The sequence below is a fragment of the Pseudomonas sp. AL03 genome (genome assembly GCF_029960815.1).
Lineage (GTDB): Bacteria > Pseudomonadota > Gammaproteobacteria > Pseudomonadales > Pseudomonadaceae > Aquipseudomonas.
The window spans coordinates 268,907-290,495 of sequence record NZ_JASBRE010000002.1 but is presented as its reverse complement, the minus strand read 5'-3'; the positions used below and the strand labels follow the sequence as shown (position 1 = coordinate 290,495).

Below are 21,589 nucleotides of genomic sequence, written 5' to 3'. Positions count from 1 at the left end.
GATCTCAGTGTCTGATTTTACGACGACTGCGGTCGAGCGTGACCCCGGACCGAACGCAGGCTTCGCCAGCTGCTACATAAAGCGTGACCGAGTCAGTTGGAGGACCGCATGCGCACGATTCTTTTCAGCAGCCAGACCTACGACCGCGACAGTTTTCTCAGTGCCGAGCTACCGGCCGGCATCGAGCTGCACTTTCAATCGGCGCGACTGAGCCTCGATACGGTGGCGCTGGCGGAGTATCACGAGGTGGTCTGCGCCTTCATTAACGACGACCTCAGCGCACCGGTGCTCGAACGCCTGGCCGCCGGCGGCACTCGCCTGATCGCCTTGCGCTCGGCCGGTTACAACCATGTCGACCTGGCGGTGGCGAAGCTTCTGAGATTGTCGATTGTGCGCGTCCCGGCCTACTCGCCCCACGCGGTGGCGGAACATGCAGTGGCGCTGATCCTGGCGCTCAACCGACGTCTGCACCGCGCCTACAACCGCACGCGCGAAGGAGATTTCACCCTGCACGGGTTGACCGGCTTCGACTTGGTGGGCAAGACCGTCGGCGTAGTCGGCACCGGACAAATCGGCGCGACCTTCGCGAAGATCATGAACGGCTTTGGCTGCCAATTGCTGGCCTACGACCCCTTCCCCAACCCGCAAGTCGAAGCCCTCGGTGCCCGTTACCTGAGCCTGCCGCAACTGCTGGCCGAGTCGCAGATCATCAGCCTGCACTGCCCGCTCAACGAACAGAGCAAACACTTGATCAATCGCGAGTCACTGGCGCACATGCAGCCCGGCGCGATGCTGATCAACACCGGACGCGGTGGTCTGGTGGACACGCCGGCGCTGATCGACGCGTTGAAGGACGGTCAACTGGGTTATCTGGGGCTGGATGTGTATGAAGAGGAGGCGCAGTTGTTCTTCGAGGACCGTTCCGACCTGCCGCTGCAGGATGATGTGCTGGCGCGGCTGCTGACCTTTCCGAACGTGATCGTCACCGCTCACCAGGCCTTCCTGACCCGCGAAGCGCTGGGCACGATTGCCGCGACCACCCTGCAGAACATCGCGGCCTGGGCGGCGGGCGCGCCAGTGAACCTGGTGAAGGCTGACTGAACCAGATCGAAGGTCATATGCCCGCGCCATACTGCGCTGATGTCCGTGCTAGCATGCCGCGCATACTTGGAGGACCCATGGTCGAACACGATTTCCGCTACAGCCTGATGAACCCGCAACACACCCTCACCGAATGCCGCGCCCTTGTGCCGGGGCGTTATCAAGTCACCGGTAACGGCGGCTCGATTCGTAATAACGACGTGTTGGTAGTGACCCTCAAGGGTGCCAAGGACTTGTCCATGCGCCTGACCGTCGAAACGGTTCGCCACCTGATCAACCCGCCCGGCCAATGGGTCGCGGTGGCCAGTGGTCCGGTGTTCGGAGAACTGGCGATTCACACCTGGAAAGTCAACTGCGACAGCTGCGCCAAAGAGCTGAGCTTCGAGTTCGCGGTCGACGCCAAGCTGGGCAACAAGGCTGAAAAGCCTGCTGCCACTGCACGGATCGCCGAGTTGGGTTGGACCACCGCCGCCGAGAAGCACCTGTGCCCGAAATGCCAGGAGCCCGCGTGATGAAACGCCTTGCTCTGACCGCGATGGTTGGCGCCAGCCTGCTGGGCTGCGCCGCCGAGCCGGTTCAATTGCAACAGAACCGCAGCTACATTCTGGAATGGATCGGCGAACGTCCGTTGATGGACTACAGCCATTTGACTGTCACCCTCGATGAAGACGGTCGGGCCTATGGCAACGGCGGCTGCAATCACTGGTTCGCGCCGTACACCCTGGAAGGCGACAAGCTGAGCTTCGGTAAAGTCGGCAGCACCCGCAAACTGTGTGCGCCGGCGTTGATGGAGCAGGAAAAGCGTTTCCTCCAGGCGTTGGAAAACGTTCAGCGTTGGGACGTCTCGCCGATCGCGCAGATGCGTTTCTGGCCGGCGCAAGGGAAGCCGTTGCGTTGGTGGCTTGAAGAAGGTTGATTCTCCCGCACCGATCGTTCCGACGCTCCGCGTGGGAACGATCAGCGTACGATCGTCACGGTCAGTTCGTCGCCTGCAACGCCTCCAACTTCGCCATCACCCCCGCCGCCGTCTGCTCACCCATCAGCTGTTCCCTTACCTTGCCTTTGTTATCGATGATGTAAGTCACCGGCAACGCCTCACTGCGCGGCAATTCAAAAAGCTCCGCCGGATCCGCAGCCAGCACGGTGAACTTGATCCCCAGCTTCTCGCTGGCGCTTTTCAGCTCTTCACCCTGCACGTTGTCGAAGTTGACCCCGAACACCCCAATCTTCTTGTCCTTGAGTTGATCGGCCAAGGTGTTCAATTCGGGGATCTCGGTTCGGCACGGCCCGCACCATTCAGCCCAGTAATTGAGCACCAGCCATTGTTTGTCCAAACGTTCGGCGGCGACTTTCTGGCCGTTCTGGTCGACGCCATAGTCGTTACCGCAGCCCCCCAGCATCAACGTGCCCATGATCGCCAATGCCGCTGCCAGTCGCCTAGTCATGTCGTGATCCTTGTTGAAAATTGAATGCGTCTGCGACCCATCGCCTACCAAGGTTCTGGATTACGCGCTGCACAGTTAGAATAGCCGTCACTTTACGCAAGATGCGAACCGCACATGACCGATCTGACGCTTTATCACAACCCGCGCTGCTCGAAATCCCGCGGTGCGCTCGAACTGCTCGAAGCTCGTGGCCTGACCCCGACGGTGGTCCGCTACCTGGACACCCCGCTGGACGCCGCGCAAATCCAGAGCCTGCTGACCAAGCTGGGCATCAGCGCCCGGCAACTGCTGCGTACCGGTGAGGACGAATACAAAACCCTCAACCTGGCCGACAGCAGCCTCAGCGAGGCGCAATTGATTGCCGCCATCGCCGCCAACCCGAAACTCATGGAGCGCCCGATTCTCGAAGTCGGCGACAAAGCCATCATCGGCCGGCCGCCGGAGAATGTGCTGGAGTTGCTGCCGTGAGTGCGCCGTACATTCTGGTTCTGTATTACAGCCGCAGCGGCTCGACCAATGAAATGGCCCGACAGATTGCCCGGGGCGTCGAGCAATCCGGGATGGAAGCGCGCCTGCGCACGGTGCCGCCGATTTCCACCGAGTGCGAAGCCGTCTCGCCGGACATCCCCGACGAAGGCGCGCTGTACGCCAGCCTCGACGACTTGAAGAACTGCGCGGGCCTGGCCCTCGGCAGCCCGACCCGCTTCGGCAACATGGCGGCGCCGCTCAAGTACTTTCTCGACGGCACCAGCAACCTGTGGCTGACCGGCGCTTTGGTGGGCAAACCGGCCGGGGTTTTCACCTCCACCGCGAGCCTGCACGGTGGCCAGGAAACCACGCTGCTGTCGATGATGCTGCCATTGCTGCACCACGGCATGCTGATCACCGGCCTGCCGTACAGCGAATCGGCCTTGCTGGAAACCCGTGGCGGCGGCACGCCTTACGGCGCCAGCCATCACGCCGGGGCCGATGGCAGACTCGGTTTGAATGAGCATGAAGTCGCGCTGTGCCGGGCCCTGGGCCTGCGCTTGGCCAAGACCGCACAGAAACTGGAGCGCTAACGTGGCCAAGAAGCCGAAGATTCTGCCCTCCATCGAATGGCTCGAACCCAGGGTTCGAGCGATGCGCGTCATCAGCCTGCTGTGCTTTTTCGGTCTGGTGGGGCTGCTTTGCGCCTACTACCTGGTGGTCGCCGACCTGCACGGCGCAAGGCCGTGGGTGATTCTGCTGATCGAACTGGTGCCGCTGCTGTTGCTGGCGCCGGGGATGATTGTCGGCAGCGCGCGCGGGCATTCATGGATGTGTTTTGTGGTGAACCTGTATTTCATCAAGGGCGCACTGGCGGCGTATGACCCGAACCGGCAGTTGTTTGGTTTGCTGGAGATGGGTGCGAGCCTGGCGGTATTCTGCTCGGCGCTGCTGTATGTGCGGTGGCGGTTTCAGTTGAACCGCAAGTTGGCGGGTGAAGGCGAAACCTCCGCCACCTGACGGCCCCCACAGTGATCGTTCCCACGCTCTGCGTGGGAATGCATCAAGTGACGCTCCGCGTCACAGGGACGCGGAGCGTCCCGGGCGGCATTCCCACGCAGAGCGTGGGAACGATCATCTTCGTCAATGATTCACGGTGTACGCCAGCATCATCGAAATCTGGCTCATCGGCCGCCCACCACTCTCTTCATGCCACTGATTGAACACGCCCTGCACCGTGGCCAGATCCCGCAGGCTGGTCGGCACCTTGTCGACGATCTTCTGCGCATTCAACGCCGCGACCACGTCGTAGCTCGGCACAAACGTATCCTTGCCCACCATCCGCAAGAATCGCGGTGCCGACAACCCGCCCAATTGATGACCGCGCTTTTTCAGGTAGGTCCACAACCCAACGATATCCGTGACCGGCCAATCGGCGATCAACGCGCCGAAACTGCCCCTCTCATGTGCCTCGTCCAGGATGAACTGCGCATTGCGCGGCACGCTCTTGAGCTTGCCCAGATGGCGAATGATCCGCGCGTCCTGCATCAAGCGCTCAAGATGTTCGGCACTCATCAGCACGACTTTTTCCGGGTCGAACTTGAAGAACACTTCTTCGAACGCTGGCCATTTGGCGTCCACCAAACTGTGCTTGAGCCCGGCGCGGAACACGCGCAGCGCCATGGTCGAGAGGTAGCGGTCGTCGCTGATCTTGCGTAGTTGCGTCGGGGTTTTCGGAACGGGCAGATGGGCTTCCAGTTCAGCCGCTGAACCGAAGCGGTTCAGACAGTATTCGTGCAGCCACTTGTAATCGCGCATGCCCTCTCCCAAGGTTTGATTAGAGATTCACAACATTGACGAAGCGCGATGCCGCGGTTTCGTCGATACGCAGGCTGGTGAAGTCGAACAGATTGCGGTCCGCGAGTTGTGACGGGATCACGTTCTGCAAGCTGCGGAAAATGCTTTCGGTGCGGCCCGGGGTTTTGCGCTCCCACTCCTGAAGCATGTCCTTGACCACCTGCCGTTGCAGGTTTTCCTGAGAACCACAGAGGTTGCACGGGATGATCGGGAATTGCTTGAAGTCCGAGTAGGCCTGGATGTCTTTTTCGTTGCAGTAAGCCAGCGGGCGGATCACCACGTTGCGGCCATCGTCGGCCCGCAGCTTCGGCGGCATGGCTTTGAGCGAACCATTGAAGAACATGTTCAGGAAAAAAGTCTCGACGATGTCGTCGCGGTGATGACCGAGGGCCATTTTGGTCGCGCCGATTTCGTCGGCGAAGGTGTAGAGCGTGCCGCGACGCAGGCGCGAGCACAGCGAACAGGTGGTCTTGCCTTCCGGGATCAGCTCCTTGACCACCGAATAGGTGTCTTTCTCGACGATGTGGTATTCGATGCCCAGCGCTTTGAGGTAGGCCGGCAAAACGAGCTCAGGGAAACCCGGCTGCTTCTGGTCCATGTTCACGGCCACGATCTCGAACTTGATCGGAGCGACCTTCTGAAAGTACATCAGCACGTCGAGCAGGGTGTAGCTGTCCTTGCCACCGGACAGGCAGACCATGACCTTGTCGCCGTCTTCAATCATGTTGAAATCGGCAACCGCCTCACCGGCCTGGCGGCGAAGGCGCTTTTGCAGTTTGTTCTGGTTGACCGTAAGAGTGCCCATGACGCGAAATCCGTGAGGTGTGACGAAAGGTCGGCATTTTACGCAAAAACGCTTCGGGGGCGAAGAGCCTCCAAGCGACAGACCCTGCGGCGATTAACAGGCGTGTTTACAGCGCAATTTGCTCTAACACCCTACAACCCGCGCCGTGAAGACCTTTCTATACTGCGACATAAGGTCACACACATATCCAGACCTTTCCTTACTCGGCCACTTTGGCCCGTAGGCGCTCCACTGGGGGGCGACGGTAAAAACAAGAGGAGTGACTGGCATGATCCATCACGTAGTGGGGCTCTTCACCCACCCTGACCAAGAATGGAAAGAGATCCGTGGCGACCAGGAGGAAAGCATCAGCCACATGTATCTCACCCACACCCTGATACTGGCGGCGATCCCCGCAGTGTCGGCGTTTATCGGCACCACTCAGGTCGGCTGGGTCATCGGCAGTCGAGCGCCGGTGATGCTGACGGTGGAGAGTGCGCTATGGATGACGGTCATGTCATACCTGGCGATGCTCGGCGGTGTTGCGGTCATGGGCGCGTTCATCCACTGGATGGCTCGCACCTATGACGCCAACCCGAGCCTGGCACGCTGCGTTGCCTTTGCGACCTACACCGCAACACCGCTGTTCGTCGGCGGTCTGGCGGCGCTGTACCCACATATGTGGCTGGGGATGATCGTCGGCACCGCGGCCATCTGTTACACGGTGTACCTGCTGTATGTGGGGCTACCCACTTTCATGAACATTCCATCAGACGAGGGATTTCTGTTTTCAAGTTCGGTGCTCGCGGTAGGCCTGGTGGTGCTGGTGGCCATCATGGCGTTCACAGTGATTGTCTGGGGACTCGGCGTGGGGCCGGTCTATACAAATTAGTTACACATCACCCAAAAAACTAGATCTGCCAACACAGGCCGCCGCAAGGCGGCCTTCTACTCTCTAAGAAAGAGCAGGAAGCGACGACCATTCGGCGCCTGAGCGATTCGCAAGCCCCGAGGGTTGCGGCATACTCGACGTCTCTGGAGATCCATCAAGCATGCCCGAGCAACTCAATACCCGCATCGAAGACTGTTACCAACTCGCTGAATCCTTTTTCAAACGACCTTTCAAACGCCCCGTGGTGAGCCTCAAGCTGCGCGGTCAAAAAGCCGGTGTCGCGCATTTGCACGAGAACCTGCTGCGCTTCAATCCGCAGCTGTACCGGGAAAACACCGAGGACTTCCTCAAGCAAACCGTGGCCCACGAGGTCGCGCACCTGATCGCCCATCAACTGTTCGGCGACTGCATTGCGCCCCACGGTGAAGAGTGGCAACTGATCATGCGCGGCGTATACGAACTGCCGCCCAATCGCTGCCACACCTACGACGTCAAACGCCGCAGCGTGACCCGCTACATCTACAAATGCCCGTGCGCGGGCAGTGATTTCCCGTTTTCGGCTCAGCGCCATGGCTTGGTAAGGCAGGGGCGGCGGTATTTGTGTCGGCGCTGTCGGAGTACGTTGGTGTTCAGCGGGGAGATGCGGGTCGAGTAGTTAGATTTTCACTGTTTTTGAGGACGCCTTCGCGGGCAAGCCTCGCTCCTACGGTCTTGCATTGCCCCGTAGGAGCGAGGCTTGCCCGCGAAGAGGCCAGTACAGCCGCTAGAGAATCACCTTGGCACGCCGCAACGCTTCGATGCGCTCAGCGCTATACCCCAACTCCCCCAACACCTGATCGGTATGCTGCCCCAGCGTCGCGCCGACAAACCGTGGCTCAGGCAACCCCTCTGAAAACTTCAAAGGACACGCCATCTGCGCCTGACTCGTCCCATCCCCGCGCGGCACTTCAGTCACCCGTTCCCGCGCCTTAAACTGCGGATGCCGCACCGCCTCGCCCAGGCTCAACACCGGCTCCACACACGCATCGACGCCGGCAAACAGCTCGCACAACTCGGCAAAGTCATGTTTCTCGAATTCAACCTTCAACGCATTCTTCAGCGCCTGTTGCTCGGCGGGTTTGGGTGACAGGCCCTGGGCTGCCAGCTCCGGCCGACCCAACGCCGTGCAGAGTTGCTGCATGAACGCCGGCTCCAGACTGCCCACCGACAACCAACGCCCATCGCGCGAACGGTAATAGTCGTAGAAGCTGCCGCCATTGAGCATCTGATCCTCCCTCCCCGGCTCCTCACCACAGGCCAGATAACCGGCACCGGCCATGGCGTTCAGGCTGAACGCGCAGTCGGTCATGCTCACATCCAGATGTTGCCCCAACCCTGACTGCTGCCGAGCGATGACCGCCGCCAGCAACCCGATCACCCCGTGCAACGAGCCACCGGCGATATCCGCCACTTGCATACCCAACGGCAGCGGTCCGCTGTCGGCGCGGCCGGTGTAGCTTGCCAGCCCCGCCAGCGCCAGGTAGTTGATGTCGTGGCCGGCGCGGTCCTTGTAGGGACCGGTCTGGCCGTAACCGGTGATCGACACGTAGATCAGTTTCGGATTGATCGCTTTCAAGGCGTCATAACCCAGGCCCAAACGCTCCATCACACCGGGGCGGAACTGCTCCAGCACGATGTCGTAGTTTTGCAGCAACTGCTTGATCACCTCCAGCGCCTCAGGTTGCTTGAGGTCCAGCGCCAGGCTGCGCTTGTTCCGATTGAGGTAGGCGTGACTGGCGGAAACACCCTGATCATGCGGCGGCAGTACCCGCAGCAGGTCCATGCGAGTCGGTGATTCGATGCGCAGCACCTCGGCGCCCATGTCCGCCAGCAACAGTGAGGCGAACGGCCCCGGCAACAGTGTCGAGAAATCCAGAACCTTGAGGGATGCCAGTGGACCGAGCATGGGTGATCTCCGTAAACGATGCCCTCAGACTAGGCAGCCGTTGGCATTGCAGCAATCACCTTATGCGTCAGGCGCAGTGACCGTTGTGCTCAAATCGCAGGCATGAAAAAACCCGCCGAAGCGGGTTTCTTCAGTGCAGCCGTCTTATTTGACGTTGATTGGGGTTGGCCCTTCAGCCACACCCAGGTCGTCTTCTTCACGCTCGTCGGAGATACCGCGACCGCCGGAAGCCAGCTCGACTTGCAGCTTGTCTTCGTCCAGCTCGTTCACCCACTTGGCCACGACCAGGGTCGCAACCGCATTACCAACGAGGTTGGTCAGCGCACGGGCTTCGGACATGAAGCGGTCGATACCGAGGATCAGCGCCAGACCGGCCACCGGCAGAGTACCTACGGCCGACAGGGTGGCCGCCAACACGATGAAGCCACTGCCGGTCACGCCCGCAGCACCTTTGGAGGACAGCAACAGCACCAGCAGCAGAGTGATCTGGTGGGTGAGGTCCATTGGGGTATCAGTTGCCTGAGCGATGAACACAGCGGCCATGGTCAGGTAGATCGACGTACCGTCGAGGTTGAACGAGTAACCCGTCGGGATCACCAGACCCACAACCGACTTCTGCGCGCCCAGGCGTTCCATCTTGATCAGCATGCGTGGCAGAGCGGATTCCGAAGAGGAAGTACCCAGCACGATCAGCAGTTCTTCACGGATGTAGCGAATCAGTTTGATGACGCTGAAACCGTGCGCGCGGCAGATGGCGCCCAGTACCAGGACCACAAACAGGATGCAGGTGATGTAGAAGCAGATCATCAGCTGACCCAGCTGCACCAGCGAGCCGACACCGTAGGCACCGATGGTGAAGGCCATCGCACCGAACGCGCCGACTGGAGCGAGCTTCATGATCATGTTGATGATGTTGAACATCACGTGAGCAAAGCGATCGATGAAGTCCAGCACCGGTTTGCCGTAGGCACCCAGGCGATGCAGGGCGAAACCGAAGATCACCGAGAACATCAGCACTTGCAGGATATCGCCGTTGGCGAAGGCGCCGACGATGGTGTTCGGGATCACGTTGAGGACAAAGGCGATGATGCTCTGGTCTTTACCGGCCGAGATGAAGCCCGCGATTTTGCTGGTGTCCAGGGTCGTCACGTCGATGTGCATGCCGGCGCCCGGTTGCACGACGTTGACCACGACCAGACCGATCAGCAAGGCAATGGTGGAAACAATTTCGAAGTACAGCAGCGCATAGCCGCCTGTCTTGCCGACCGATTTCATGTTCTGCATGCCGGCGATACCACTGACGACGGTACAGAAGATGATCGGTGCGATGACCATTTTGATCAGTTTGATAAACCCGTCACCCAGCGGCTTGAGGGCCACACCGGTCTGCGGGTAGAAGTGACCGAGCAGGATGCCGATAGCGATGGCAACGATCACCTGGAAGTACAGGGATTTATACAGGGGCTGACGAGTCGTCATTGCAAAGTTCCTCAAGAGCGTCCCGCGACAACATCCGTCTGTTGTCAACGACACCTCATTTGCGAACCCTCCTGCACTGGAGGGATTTGTTTTGTCGAGCTGCGCGACGGCAGACCTCTGCGGCTTGTATCGCAAGCCCCGTGCCACCTTCGAGAAAATGCCGGCAAGCCTTCTGACACCAGGGTTACAGGTTTTCCTTGTCACCAGCCGGTGACAGCAATGTGGCGGATTTCCGCCCATTGCCCAGACCTCGTCCTACAATTTGGCGGATATCCGCCTTGTTCATCGTCGGCCACCACGGCTACCATCCGCCGTTCAATGGACGGATCTGCCTTTTATGCGCGAACGCACCATCGCCAGTCATTTCGCCCGTGCCGCCCTCGGTGGTGCGCGACGGTTGGGTTATGACTATTCACTCCTGTTGCAACAACTGGGCATCAGCCCCGAGTTGCTTGACGAACCGCGTGCACGAATTGCACCTGAGCAGTTCACCCGGTTGATCCAGGGTTTGTGGCTGGCGCTGGACGATGAGTACCTGGGTTTCGGGCCGGTGCCGAGTAAAACCGGCAGCTTCGCGATGATGTGCCATGCGGTGATTCACTGCCGCAGTCTGGAGAAAGCACTCCAACGCGGCTTATTGTTTTACAGCCTGTTCCCCGAGGGGCCGCGTCTGACCCTGACCCGCGAAGACGAAATGATCCGCCTCAGCCTGGATGATTCGAAATTCCAGGACCCGGACCATTTCCTCACCGAGAGCCAGTTGATGGTGTGGCATCGCCTCGGCAGCTGGTTGATCGGCCAGCGCATTCGGCTGGAGCAGGCGACGTTCAGCTACCCGAGACCGGAACATGGCGCCGAATACGATTTGCTGTTCCCGTGCCCGCTGGAGTTTTCCACGGCACAGAGCAGCCTGCTGTTTCACAGTCGCTACTTGAACATGGCGCTGTTGCAGGACGAACGGACACTCAAACATTTCCTCGAACGCTCTCCCGCCGACCTGTTGTCGCGCCCGGACGATGGCGACAGCTTGAGCAGTCAACTACGCCGGTTGCTAAGCCGCGACAGTTCACGCTGGCCGGACCTGGAAGCGGTGGCCGCGCACCTGCACATCAGCCCGCAGACCTTGCGTCGGCATTTGCGGGAAGAAGGGTCGAGTTTTCAGGAATTGAAGGATCAGCTGCGAAGGGACATTGCGATTTATCACCTGGGGCGGGCAGATCTGTCGTTGCAACAGATTGCCGAGCAACTGGGGTTTTCCGAGCCTTCGGCGTTTCATCGGGCGTTCAAGAAGTGGACGGGGGTGACGCCGGGCGCCTACCGCGCGCAAGAAAACTAGAGCCGATGATCGTTCCCACGCTCCGCGTGGGAATGCCTCAAGGAACGCTCCGCGTTCCAGCTCTCGAGAGGGACGCAGAGCGTCCCGGGCTGCATTCCCACGCGGGAGCGTGGGAACGATCGGTTACTGCTGGTCGATGTTATCCAGCGCCCGATTTACCGCCAGCTCCCCCAGCATGATGATTTGCGCAATACCCAACAGCGAATTGCGACTCGGCCCCTCCATATGGTCCGCCAGGTCCATGGTCATGACATTGGCCGAGGCCAGCGACTCGCAAGCGTGGGCCAGCAGGGTTTCGGTATCGAGCTCCGGGTTGACGATGAACATGGTGCCGGGTGTGCGCGGGGGGGCTTTGATGTGGGCAGCCGGGTTGAGGTAGTAATCGAGGGCGCGGTCGGCGGCTTCGTTGAGTATTTTGGAATCGGGGGTTTCGTAGGGGGAAACGTCGTCGGTTTCCGGAGGGTTGGGCGTGGCTTTGAACATGGTGATGCTCCTTGATTAGCGGAGCTGCCACCGTTCGCGGTCAAACGAAAAGGTGGCAGCTGTGCGCGGGTTGACCGACCGGAAATCAAGGTATCCGGCACACCCGAAGGTGTCCCGCGCACAGCCACCGCAAAAAAGCCTGAAGCTTTTCTTGGACACTGGTACGCCTTGATTGAATCGGACGGTCAAATCCGGACGCTGAATTGGCAGCGACCCGCAAACGATAGAGCCCAGACCCAAGGCGCACAAGCCGGCGGATTCTGGCGTAGTCGTAGGCAGCGGCGCAAGGATGTGTAGCTTGAGTGAGTGTCTGGAGATGTGTTTTAAACACCGCTTAATGATCGTTCCCACGCTCCGCGTGGGAATGCCTCAACGGACGCTCCGCGTTCGGCTGTAGATGGGACGCGGAGCGTCCCGGGCTGCATTCCCACGCGGAGCGTGGGAACGATCGGTTACTCGCGGTCAAGCCACCGGAAAATGAATCCGAAACGCCGCCCCACCCATCGGCGAATCCCCCAGCGTCAGCTTCGCGCTGTAGCTTTCGATGATGTCCTTGACCACCGCCAACCCAATCCCCTGCCCCGGATGCTGCCGGTCCAGCCGTTCGCCCCTTTGCAGAATCCGCGCACGCTGACCCGGTGGCACGCCCGGCCCATCGTCTTCAACGCACAACTCAACCCCGCCAAGGCTTTCACGCACGCTGATGCGCACTTCGCCGAGGCAGAGGCGATAGGCGTTTTCCAGCAGGTTGCCCATCATTTCCAGCAAGGCGCCCTGCTCGATCGGCACGTAACACTGTTCCGGCAAATCGAAAGCGACCCGCACGCGCTTGTCGCGGTAGACCTTGTCCAGGGTGTCGCAGAGGCTTTGCAGCACGGGGCGCAGGCGCACTTGGTGGCGCACCAGACCGCTTTTGCGCAGGCTGGCGCGTTGCAACTGATAGCTGATCTGCTGGCTCATGCGTTCGATCTGCGATTGCAGCACCCAGGCCTGATCGCGATCTGCCGGGCGCTGGGCCATGTCTTCGCTGACGCCTTGCAACACGGCCAGCGGGGTTTTCAGGCTGTGGGCCAGGTCGTCGAGGGAATCGCGATAACGGCTGCGTTGTTCGCGCTCGCTGTGCAGCAAGCGGTTGAGGGAGCCGGTCAGGCGCAGCAGTTCGCGCGGGTGTTGTTCGCTGAGGCTTTCGCGGGTGCCGCTTTCGATTTCGTCCAGTTCCTGGCTGAGCCGGCGCAATGCCTGCAAGCCCCAGGTCAGACCAATCCACAGCAACGCGAGCAACACCAGCAAGGCCGCGCCGAAGCCCAGATACAAGTTTTCCCGCAGGCCTTCGAGGGTGTCGTCGTATTCCCGCACCGGTTGCAGCGCGACGATGCTGAACGCCGCGCTCTTGCCGCCCAGCAGTTTGACCTCGACGTCATAGGCGAAGAACTCCTGGCCGTTGGCTTCGCTGATCCTCGCAAACTCGTTACCGCGTCCGTCGTAACGCGGTTTGTAATTGATGTTTTCTTGCTGGGTGCCCTTCGAACGCCAGACCAGGTGCCCTTCGCGGTCATAGACGTAGCCGAGCAAACGGCTGTCAGTGAGGTTGAAACGCTCATCGGGCAACTGCGCCGGCATCTGCAAGCGGTTGTTTTCCACCCGGGCGGCGGAGATCAGCGTGGTGACGTCCGACGCCAGGCGCTGCTCGATCGAATCCTGCAACGCCAGGCTGAACGCGCCCTGCATGGCTGGCAGCAACGCCAGCATGAACAGCACCGCCAGGAGGGTGGCGGCGAGCATCAAGCGGACACGAAGGGAACGAATCAATTGCAGCGCTCATTGAACAGGTAGCCGAGGCCACGCACGGTATCGATCGGTTTGAAGCCGGCCGGGCCTTCAAGTTTGCGGCGCAGACGACCGACCAGCACTTCGATCACGTTCGGATCGCGCTCGTCATCGTCAGGGTAGAGCTGTTCCATCAAGCGGTCCTTGGCCACGACTTGCTGGTGATGACGCATCAGGTACTCGAGGATTCGGTACTCATACGCGGTCAGCGCCAGCGGTTGTTCATCGAGGGACGCCTGTTTGCGGTTGAGGTCCAGCAGCAATGGCCCGGCGACGATGGTCGACTGGGTGAAACCGCTGGAGCGGCGCAGCAAGGCATTCAGGCGCGCGTCGAGTTCTTCGAACTGGAACGGCTTGACCACGTAATCGTCGGCGCCGGCGGCAAGACCTTCGACCTTGTCCTGCCAGTTGCCGCGCGCGGTGAGGATCAGGATCGGGAAGGTCTTGCCGCGCGAGCGCAGTTGACGAATCAGGTCGAGCCCGCCCATGCCCGGCAATCCGAGGTCGATCACTGCCAGGTCATGGTTGAACTGCTCGGTCTGGTACAGCGCCTCCTCGGCATTGGCCACGGACTCGACCACGTGGCCGCTATCCGTCAGGCGGGTTTGCAGGTGATGGCGCAATAGCGCTTCATCTTCGATAACCAGCAGTTTCATAACGCTCTCCCGGGCAAATCAACATCTCCAGAGGCACAACTTACTCAAAGGCATCACCCAAAGGCACGCACTTCACGGTGGCTAACACGGCGACTGGCTGTGGCAGGACCGATCGTAGCGGCCCATGAGGTCTTCCTGACGGAGTTTAATGCCATTGTGTGTACTCGCGGTCAGGACGGTAAACGCCAGAAGCAGGTTCTTAAAGCCCGTCATTAGGGAATTTCCTCATGCGCTGCATGCTTTTTAGGTACGGGCAAGGTTACTCAACCGGCCCTGAACTCACCCTGAACGCACTCTGAACCTGAGCTGAATCAAATCGACCAGGCTGTTGTACGATCAGTGTGGGGCTACCCAGCACAAAGGCAACCCGGCAAAATGCCCACATGAATCGCGCCCCCGCCCTACCCGTCTGCTGCACCCCACTCGATGCCCATTGGCCGCTGCCATTTGCGCTGCCCGGTACGGTGCTGTTGAGCACTCGCTTCGATACCTCGCAACTGGCCAGCGATGATTTCCAGCGCAGCGCCATCGAGCCGCCGGCTACCATCCAGCGTTCGGTCGCCAAGCGTCAGGCAGAGTTCCTCGCCGGAAGGGTTTGCGCCCGGGCTGCGTTGCAACAATTGGAAGGGTTGAGTTTTGTCCCGGCCATTGGTGAAGACCGGGCGCCGGTTTGGCCGACGCACATCACGGGCTCGATCACCCACAGCACCGGCCGGGCCGCGGCGATTGTCGCCAAGAAAGCCCACTGGCGCGGCTTGGGGATGGACCTGGAGAATCTGCTCAACCCTGAACGGGCCGAACGCCTGTCCGGGGAAATCCTCACCGCGCCTGAGTTGCAACGCATGACCGCCGGCCGTCGCGATCAGCTGGCGATGCTGGTGACCCTGACGTTTTCGGTGAAGGAAAGCCTGTTCAAGGCGCTTTATCCGATCGTTCAGCAGCGCTTCTATTTCGAGCACGCCGAAGTGCTGGAGTGGACCGAGACCGGTGAAGTGCGACTGCGGTTGCTGACGGATCTGTCCAGCGAGTGGCGCAGTGGCACTGAGCTGGATGCGCAGTTCGGGGTCATGGATGGGCAGTTGTTGAGTGTGGTCAGCATCAAGGCCTGAGAACGCGATCCCTGTAGCAGCTGGCGAAGCCTGCGTTCGGCTGCGCAGCAGTCGTAAATGCATGCGCACGCGGTTTATCTGAAGCACCGAGTTGTATGGTTTAACGACTGCTGCGCAGCCGAACGCAGGCTTCGCCAGCTGCTACAGGTCTCCTGCACCAATCTCACCGCTTCTCCTGATTCCTCGGCCAGCTCAGGCTGAAACACGCCCCGCCCAGGCTTTTGCTCTTGCTGATCAACGCCCGGCCATCATGCCAGTGGATGATTCGCCGCACGATGGACAACCCTAACCCATGCCCGCCCGAGGCGCGGGTGCGGCTGTCATCGAGACGCAGGAACGGCGTGAAAATCTTCTCCCAGGCCATTTCCGGCACGCCCGGCCCGTCATCCTCGACATCGACCCGACAGCGCTGCTGCCCCACCTGATAGCTGACGGTCACCCGTGATTGAGCGTGGCGCATGGCATTGCTCACCAGGTTCTGCAACGCCCGGTGCAGGTAGCGCGGCTCGGCCTCGACCCACGCGTCGTCGTTGTCAGCGGCGGACAGGCACAAGCCGCGCTGCACCGTGACGTCGGCGCGTAACGGCGCCAGTTCTTCGATCACCTGATTGACCAACGCATCCAGATCGATCCGCTGAAAATTCAGCGCCGGTGAGCCCTGCTCCAGCCGCGCGTAAGTGAGCATCTCGTCCACCAGCTTATCGAGGTCCTCGATGTCGTGGTCCATGCCTTCACGGTATTTTTCCAACGCCTGCGGCGTGGTGGCCGAGCCGATCATTTCCAGACCAAAACGCAGTCGTGCCACGGGTGTGCGCAGCTCATGAGACACGGCGCGCACCAATTCACGCTGGATCGCCAGCAACTGCTGCAAGTGCTCGGCCATGCCGTTGAACGCCGAGGCCAGCCGTCCCACCGAGTCCGCACCGCGTGCCGGAACGCGGGTTTCCAGACTGCCCTTGGCGATGCGCGTGGCGGCCGCTTCCAGGCCACGCAAACGGCGCTCAAGTTGCCGCACCAACAGATAGACGATCAAACCGATCAGGCTCAAACCAAGGGCGGCGATCAGCACCAGCCACTCCGGCGGATAAGGATTCATCTGATACAACGGACCGATTTCCAGCACCCACGGCGTACCGACCATGCCAGCAAACACCCGGATCGAGTCGCCGCCCTTGCCCAGCGCCATCACCGTGTCGCCCTCGGACACCCGGCGACGCTGGTCCTCGTCCATGTCCGCCTGCTCGACCTTCACCAGCCGCAAGTCGAAACCAAACCCTTTGTCACGCTTCAACTGCGCCAGGCGTTCGGGCTGCTCCGCCACCGGGTAACGCACCAGTTCATCGGCCAACAGGTAAATAGTCGCCCGGGCCAGTTGCTCGCTGATCTGCTGGACCTCCCCCGTCAGCACCAGCTGTTGCTTGTCGCTGACCAACCGGTAAACCTTCGCCGCATGCGGGCCGGTCTGTTCCACCAGCGCCTGACCGCGCAGCACGCGGGTGCGCTGGGTGAGGTCGAGGTCGGTCTGGGCAAAGGTCTTTAGCGCCAGAGGAATCCCCAGCAACCGCTCCCACACCAGCAAGGCACGGTGGCGCTCGGTTTCGTTCATCGGGTTCAGGTTGTCGGCCATCAACGAGAACGTGCCGTGGGCCAGGCGTTCACGGTATTGCTCGCTGCGCACCTGGTTGAGCAAGTGCAACGCCAGCACGCCGAGTACCGCCACCAGAATCAGCGCCGCGCACATGCCGCCGTAAATGCGCAGGAAGATCGAGTTCACAGCGTGCAGGCTTCCGGAACGAACAGATAACCTTTACTGCGGATGGTCTTGATCAGCCGCGGATGCTCCGGGTCATCGCCGATCTTGGGGCGGATGCGCGAGATACGCACGTCGATGGAACGGTCCTGGCCGTCATAGCCAATACCGCGAAGCGCGGTGAAAATCTCTTCTCGGGACAGGATGCGCCCGGCGTTGGCCACCAGCAGCCAGAGCAGATCGAACTCGGCGCTGGTCAGTTCGATGCCGTTGTCATTCAGCCAGGCTTCGCGCAGTGCGTTGTCCACCACCAACGGGCCAAACTGCAGACGCCGTTGTTTTTCCGGCGCCACTTCAGGGGCTTCACTGCGTCGCAACAAGGCCTGGATACGCGCCAGCAGCAGTCGTGGGCGAACCGGTTTGCACACGTAGTCGTCGGCGCCCAGGTCGAGGCCAAGAATCTGGTCGGTGTCGTCGGTGCGGGCGGTGAGCATCAGGATCGGGCCGTCATACTTGTCGCGGACCTTGCGGCAGATGCTCAGGCCATCTTCGCCCGGCAACATCAGGTCGAGGATCACCAGGTCCGGTTTTTCCTTGATGATCCGTGCCGCGGCCAAGGCGCCATTGCCCTCGATCGATACGCGCAGGCCATTGGCTTCCAGGTAATCGCGGGTCAGTTCGGCCAGACGCTGGTCGTCCTCGACAATCAATACCTGCCAGGCTTCTTGCTCCACGGTGACCTCTGCTTGCCAACAACACTAATAAGGAAGGATCCGCCCGTCTTTTTGTAATGATTGGGGAGGATAAGAATGCGTACGCACTGGCCGATTGTATAAACGTCGCTCGCCGAGAACACAAGCCGGTAAATGCGTTCGGACAACCCGGCTTTTTGTGATAGGGTTCGCGCCCTTAAAAATCCAAATGACCGTTTTCAATCATTGAAAATCAGTGAAAAACGGCGCGCTCCAGCTACGTCGCGGCCTACACGCCCGTTCTACCTTTCACACACAATTTACGCACAGGTTTATCCACAGGTAGTACGTTGCAATCCCCCCCCCAAACGCATTATCTTGTAGCCCGGCGCGAAAAAAACCCTACATGTAGGGTTTTGCGTAAAAAACCAAACACAAACCAGACACCCATTTCAAGCGCTTTTATTGCCTCTTTCCGGTTGAACCAAACGAATTTTTGAAAGACCAAACCGCGCGTGCGGATGGCTGCTGTTTTTCAGCCCAAGGGGAGAAACAGTACGGGTGTTGCAGTCCCCAACTGTCACCCAGCAAGGAACTCGGTCTCAGGCACATGGCTTGATACCAAAGACTTCGGCATGGAAGCGGCGCTCAATAGCCCCCTTCCTGACTGTCCCGAAGTTGGTATGCCCGGCACTCGCCGGTTGTAGTGCTTCAGGACGGAACGGTGGGCACCGTGATGGTGCCCAAACAAACATAGAGAATGTGGAGACACCCATGCAAACCGACACAACTCGCGAGAACCCGCAGGGCACCTTGCCGCAGGCCGCTGATTCGACTTCGGATCTGTCCGCCACCGCGCCTGGCCAGCTGCGCGTGATCAAGCGTAACGGCACTGTCGTTCCTTACACCGATGACAAGATTACCGTCGCCATCACCAAAGCGTTTCTTGCAGTTGAGGGCGGCACCGCTGCCGCTTCGTCGCGAATCCACGACACCGTTGCCCGTCTGACCGAACAAGTCACCGCGACCTTCAAGCGTCGCATGCCATCGGGCGGCACGATCCACATCGAAGAAATCCAGGACCAGGTTGAACTGGCCCTGATGCGTGCCGGCGAGCAGAAAGTGGCGCGCGACTACGTGATCTACCGTGATGGTCGTTCGAAAGAACGCGCCGCCCACGCGCCGGCCGAGGAAGCGGTCAACGCTCACCCGTCGATCCGCATCACCCGCGCCGACGGCACCTTTGCTCCGCTGGACATGAGCCGCCTGAACACCATCGTCACCGAAGCGTGCGAAGGCCTTGCAGAAGTCGACGGCGACTTGATCCAGCGCGAAACCCTGAAAAACCTGTACGACGGCGTGGCCCTGACCGACGTCAACACTGCGTTGGTGATGACCGCCCGTACCCTGGTCGAGCGTGAGCCGAACTACTCGTTCGTGACCGCTCGCCTGCTGATGGACACCCTGCGTGCCGAAGGCTTGAGCTTCCTGGAAGTCGCTGAAAGCGCCACTCACCACGAAATGGTCGACCTGTACGCCAAGGCCCTGCCTTCGTACATCGCCAAGGGTATCCAATTCGAATTGCTGAACCCGGTCCTCGCTACCTTCGACCTGGAAAAACTCGGCAAAGCGATCAACCACGAGCGCGATCAGCAGTTCACGTACCTGGGCCTGCAAACCCTGTACGACCGTTACTTTATCCACAAGGACGGTATCCGCTTCGAACTGCCGCAGATCTTCTTCATGCGCGTGGCCATGGGCCTGGCGATCGAAGAGAAGAACAAGGAAGACCGTGCGATCGAGTTCTACAACCTGTTGTCGTCCTTCGACTACATGTCGTCGACCCCGACCCTGTTCAACGCCGGCACCCTGCGTCCACAGCTGTCGAGCTGCTACCTGACCACCGTGCCGGATGACCTGTCGGGCATTTACCACGCGATCCACGACAACGCCATGTTGTCGAAATTTGCGGGCGGCCTGGGCAACGACTGGACGCCGGTTCGTGCGCTCGGTTCGTACATCAAGGGCACCAACGGCAAATCCCAGGGCGTTGTTCCGTTCCTGAAAGTGGTGAACGACACCGCGGTAGCCGTTAACCAGGGTGGCAAGCGCAAAGGCGCTGTCTGTGCCTACCTGGAAACCTGGCACATGGACATTGAAGAGTTCATCGAGCTGCGCAAGAACACCGGTGATGATCGTCGTCGTACCCACGACATGAACACCGCTAACTGGATCCCTGACCTGTTCATGAAGCGCGTCTTCGATGACGGCCCGTGGACCCTGTTCTCGCCGTCCGAAGTACCGGACCTGCACGACCTGACCGGCAAGGCCTTCGAAGAGCGTTACGAGTACTACGAAGCCCTGTCCCAGTACCCAGGCAAGATCAAGCTGTTCAAGACCATCCAGGCCAAAGACCTGTGGCGCAAAATGCTGTCCATGCTCTTCGAAACCGGCCACCCATGGCTGACCTTCAAAGACCCGTGCAACCTGCGCAGCCCGCAGCAGCACGTCGGCGTGGTTCACAGCTCGAACCTGTGCACCGAGATCACCTTGAACACCAACAAGGACGAGATCGCCGTTTGCAACCTGGGCTCGATCAACCTACCGAACCACATCACTAACGGCAAGCTCGACACCGCCAAGCTGGAACGCACCGTGAACACCGCCGTTCGCATGCTCGATAACGTTATCGACATCAACTACTACTCGGTGCCACAAGCGAAGAACTCCAACTTCAAGCACCGTCCGGTCGGTCTGGGCATCATGGGCTTCCAGGACGCGCTGTACCTGCAGCACATTCCTTACGGTTCCGATGCTGCCGTCGAGTTCGCCGACAAGTCGATGGAAGCGGTCAGCTACTACGCGATCCAGGCTTCCTGCGACCTGGCTGACGAGCGCGGCGCCTACGAGACGTTCCAGGGTTCGCTGTGGTCCAAAGGCATCCTGCCGCTGGATTCGCAACAGATCCTGATCGAGCAACGTGGCCAGAAGTACATCGACGTTGACCTGAACGAATCCCTGGACTGGGCACCGGTTCGCGCCCGTGTACAAAAAGGCATTCGTAACTCCAACATCATGGCCATCGCACCGACCGCGACCATCGCCAACATCACTGGCGTCTCGCAGTCGATCGAACCGACCTACCAGAACCTCTACGTGAAATCGAACCTGTCGGGCGAATTCACCGTGATCAACCCGTACCTGGTTCGCGACCTGAAGGCTCGCGGCCTGTGGGACTCGGTCATGATCAACGACCTGAAGTACTACGACGGTTCGGTGCAACAGATCGAACGCATCCCGCAAGAACTCAAAGAGCTCTACGCGACCGCCTTCGAAGTGGACACCAAGTGGATCGTTGACGCGGCCAGTCGTCGTCAGAAGTGGATCGACCAGGCTCAGTCGCTGAACCTGTACATCGCCGGCGCCTCGGGCAAGAAGCTGGACGTGACCTACCGCATGGCTTGGTACCGTGGCCTGAAAACCACTTACTACCTCCGTGCCCTGGCCGCGACCAGCACCGAGAAGTCGACCATCAACACCGGCAAGCTGAACGCTGTTTCCAGCGGCGGCAACCACGGTGAAGATTCGGTCCTGGCAGCACCTGCCGGTCCTGCTCCAGTGCCGAAGGCTTGCGCCATCGACGAGCCGGATTGCGAAGCTTGCCAATAAGCTGAGCCGGTAGGCGCTGCAAGGCGCTTACTCGAAACCCCCGACGGGCCTCTGGTTTGCCGGGGGTTTTCTTTTGCCTCACCTTTAAGATTTTGT

21 protein-coding genes are annotated in these 21,589 nt (G+C 60.2%); 11 read left to right on the top strand and 10 right to left on the bottom strand.

The features are described from left to right. Positions 1 to 108 precede the first annotated feature (108 nt). The 3 genes from QK293_RS03470 (at position 109) to QK293_RS03460 (ending at position 2,017) form a co-directional block, all read left to right on the top strand. Positions 109 to 1,101 carry a 2-hydroxyacid dehydrogenase gene (locus QK293_RS03470; RefSeq protein WP_282375643.1) on the top strand — a complete coding sequence of 331 codons (993 nt, stop codon included), beginning with the start codon at positions 109 to 111 and terminating at the stop codon, positions 1,099 to 1,101. A gap of 77 nt (positions 1,102 to 1,178) precedes the next feature. Then, positions 1,179 to 1,613, top strand: coding sequence for a hypothetical protein (locus tag QK293_RS03465; protein WP_282375642.1), 435 nt, complete (start codon positions 1,179 to 1,181; stop codon positions 1,611 to 1,613). Continuing rightward, a complete protein-coding gene (locus tag QK293_RS03460) occupies positions 1,613 to 2,017 on the top strand; it encodes an META domain-containing protein (protein ID WP_282375641.1) in 405 nt (134 codons plus the stop codon). The genes QK293_RS03465 and QK293_RS03460 overlap by 1 nt, the downstream gene beginning before the upstream one ends. Before the next feature lie 61 nt (positions 2,018 to 2,078). Here the strand turns inward: QK293_RS03460 and QK293_RS03455 are convergent, their stop codons facing one another. After that, positions 2,079 to 2,546, bottom strand: a complete 468-nt coding sequence (locus tag QK293_RS03455; RefSeq protein WP_282375640.1) for a TlpA disulfide reductase family protein — start codon at positions 2,544 to 2,546, stop codon at positions 2,079 to 2,081. A 114-nt stretch (positions 2,547 to 2,660) separates the two neighbouring features. On the opposite strand from QK293_RS03455, the gene arsC reads away from it, so the two are divergent. From arsC to QK293_RS03440, 3 genes are read left to right on the top strand one after another with little or no spacing between them, the layout of a single operon-like run. After that, on the top strand, positions 2,661 to 3,014 hold the full coding sequence (gene arsC, locus QK293_RS03450; protein WP_123369215.1) for an arsenate reductase (glutaredoxin): 354 nt from the start codon (positions 2,661 to 2,663) through the stop codon (positions 3,012 to 3,014). Further along, complete coding sequence (gene wrbA / locus QK293_RS03445; RefSeq protein ID WP_282375639.1) at positions 3,011 to 3,607, top strand: NAD(P)H:quinone oxidoreductase; 597 nt, start codon at positions 3,011 to 3,013, stop codon at positions 3,605 to 3,607. The genes arsC and wrbA overlap by 4 nt, the downstream gene beginning before the upstream one ends. A 1-nt stretch (position 3,608) precedes the next feature. Beyond that, on the top strand, positions 3,609 to 4,034 hold the full coding sequence (locus QK293_RS03440; protein WP_282375638.1) for a DUF2069 domain-containing protein: 426 nt from the start codon (positions 3,609 to 3,611) through the stop codon (positions 4,032 to 4,034). Between the two features lie 123 nt (positions 4,035 to 4,157). Here the strand turns inward: QK293_RS03440 and QK293_RS03435 are convergent, their stop codons facing one another. Then, a complete protein-coding gene (locus QK293_RS03435; RefSeq protein ID WP_282375637.1) occupies positions 4,158 to 4,832 on the bottom strand; it encodes a DNA-3-methyladenine glycosylase I in 675 nt (224 codons plus the stop codon). A gap of 19 nt (positions 4,833 to 4,851) precedes the next feature. After that, on the bottom strand, positions 4,852 to 5,676 hold the full coding sequence (gene ttcA, locus QK293_RS03430) for a tRNA 2-thiocytidine(32) synthetase TtcA (RefSeq protein WP_282375636.1): 825 nt from the start codon (positions 5,674 to 5,676) through the stop codon (positions 4,852 to 4,854). A 268-nt stretch (positions 5,677 to 5,944) separates the two neighbouring features. Between ttcA and QK293_RS03425 the strand changes: the two genes are divergently transcribed. Both QK293_RS03425 and QK293_RS03420 read left to right on the top strand, forming a co-directional pair. Next, positions 5,945 to 6,547: a Yip1 family protein gene (locus QK293_RS03425; RefSeq protein WP_282375635.1), complete on the top strand. Its 603-nt coding sequence runs from the start codon at positions 5,945 to 5,947 to the stop codon at positions 6,545 to 6,547. Positions 6,548 to 6,707: 160 nt separating this feature from the next. Continuing rightward, positions 6,708 to 7,202, top strand: coding sequence for a SprT family zinc-dependent metalloprotease (locus QK293_RS03420; RefSeq protein WP_282375634.1), 495 nt, complete (start codon positions 6,708 to 6,710; stop codon positions 7,200 to 7,202). Positions 7,203 to 7,310: 108 nt separating this feature from the next. Here the strand turns inward: QK293_RS03420 and QK293_RS03415 are convergent, their stop codons facing one another. Further along, on the bottom strand, positions 7,311 to 8,492 hold the full coding sequence (locus tag QK293_RS03415; RefSeq protein ID WP_282375633.1) for a CaiB/BaiF CoA-transferase family protein: 1,182 nt from the start codon (positions 8,490 to 8,492) through the stop codon (positions 7,311 to 7,313). Positions 8,493 to 8,636: 144 nt separating this feature from the next. Next, positions 8,637 to 9,971 (bottom strand): dicarboxylate/amino acid:cation symporter, encoded by a 1,335-nt coding sequence (locus tag QK293_RS03410; RefSeq protein WP_282375632.1) that lies wholly within the window; start codon positions 9,969 to 9,971, stop codon positions 8,637 to 8,639. A gap of 337 nt (positions 9,972 to 10,308) precedes the next feature. On the opposite strand from QK293_RS03410, the gene QK293_RS03405 reads away from it, so the two are divergent. Further along, positions 10,309 to 11,307 carry an AraC family transcriptional regulator gene (locus QK293_RS03405; RefSeq protein ID WP_282375631.1) on the top strand — a complete coding sequence of 333 codons (999 nt, stop codon included), beginning with the start codon at positions 10,309 to 10,311 and terminating at the stop codon, positions 11,305 to 11,307. 123 nt (positions 11,308 to 11,430) lie between these two features. On the opposite strand, the gene QK293_RS03400 is transcribed toward QK293_RS03405, so the two are convergent. From QK293_RS03400 to QK293_RS03390, 3 genes are all read right to left on the bottom strand, one after another. Continuing rightward, a complete protein-coding gene (locus tag QK293_RS03400) occupies positions 11,431 to 11,790 on the bottom strand; it encodes a DUF6124 family protein (protein WP_282375630.1) in 360 nt (119 codons plus the stop codon). Positions 11,791 to 12,252: 462 nt separating this feature from the next. After that, positions 12,253 to 13,599 carry an ATP-binding protein gene (locus QK293_RS03395; protein WP_282375629.1) on the bottom strand — a complete coding sequence of 449 codons (1,347 nt, stop codon included), beginning with the start codon at positions 13,597 to 13,599 and terminating at the stop codon, positions 12,253 to 12,255. Continuing rightward, a complete protein-coding gene (locus QK293_RS03390) occupies positions 13,596 to 14,273 on the bottom strand; it encodes a response regulator (RefSeq protein WP_282375628.1) in 678 nt (225 codons plus the stop codon). Before QK293_RS03390 ends, QK293_RS03395 begins: the two co-directional genes overlap by 4 nt. 383 nt (positions 14,274 to 14,656) lie before the next feature. On the opposite strand from QK293_RS03390, the gene QK293_RS03385 reads away from it, so the two are divergent. Next, positions 14,657 to 15,382 carry a 4'-phosphopantetheinyl transferase superfamily protein gene (locus tag QK293_RS03385; protein WP_282375627.1) on the top strand — a complete coding sequence of 242 codons (726 nt, stop codon included), beginning with the start codon at positions 14,657 to 14,659 and terminating at the stop codon, positions 15,380 to 15,382. Between the two features lie 163 nt (positions 15,383 to 15,545). Here the strand turns inward: QK293_RS03385 and QK293_RS03380 are convergent, their stop codons facing one another. Further along, positions 15,546 to 17,156, bottom strand: a complete 1,611-nt coding sequence (locus QK293_RS03380) for an ATP-binding protein (RefSeq protein WP_282375626.1) — start codon at positions 17,154 to 17,156, stop codon at positions 15,546 to 15,548. After that, entirely contained in the window at positions 17,153 to 17,866 is a 714-nt protein-coding gene (locus tag QK293_RS03375; protein WP_074879161.1) for a response regulator, read from the bottom strand. Before QK293_RS03375 ends, QK293_RS03380 begins: the two co-directional genes overlap by 4 nt. Before the next feature lie 732 nt (positions 17,867 to 18,598). On the opposite strand from QK293_RS03375, the gene QK293_RS03370 reads away from it, so the two are divergent. Continuing rightward, the gene (locus QK293_RS03370; RefSeq protein ID WP_282375625.1) at positions 18,599 to 21,493 is read left to right on the top strand and encodes a ribonucleoside-diphosphate reductase subunit alpha; all 2,895 of its coding nucleotides are present in this window, start codon (positions 18,599 to 18,601) and stop codon (positions 21,491 to 21,493) included. The last annotated feature ends 96 nt before the right edge of the window (positions 21,494 to 21,589 follow it).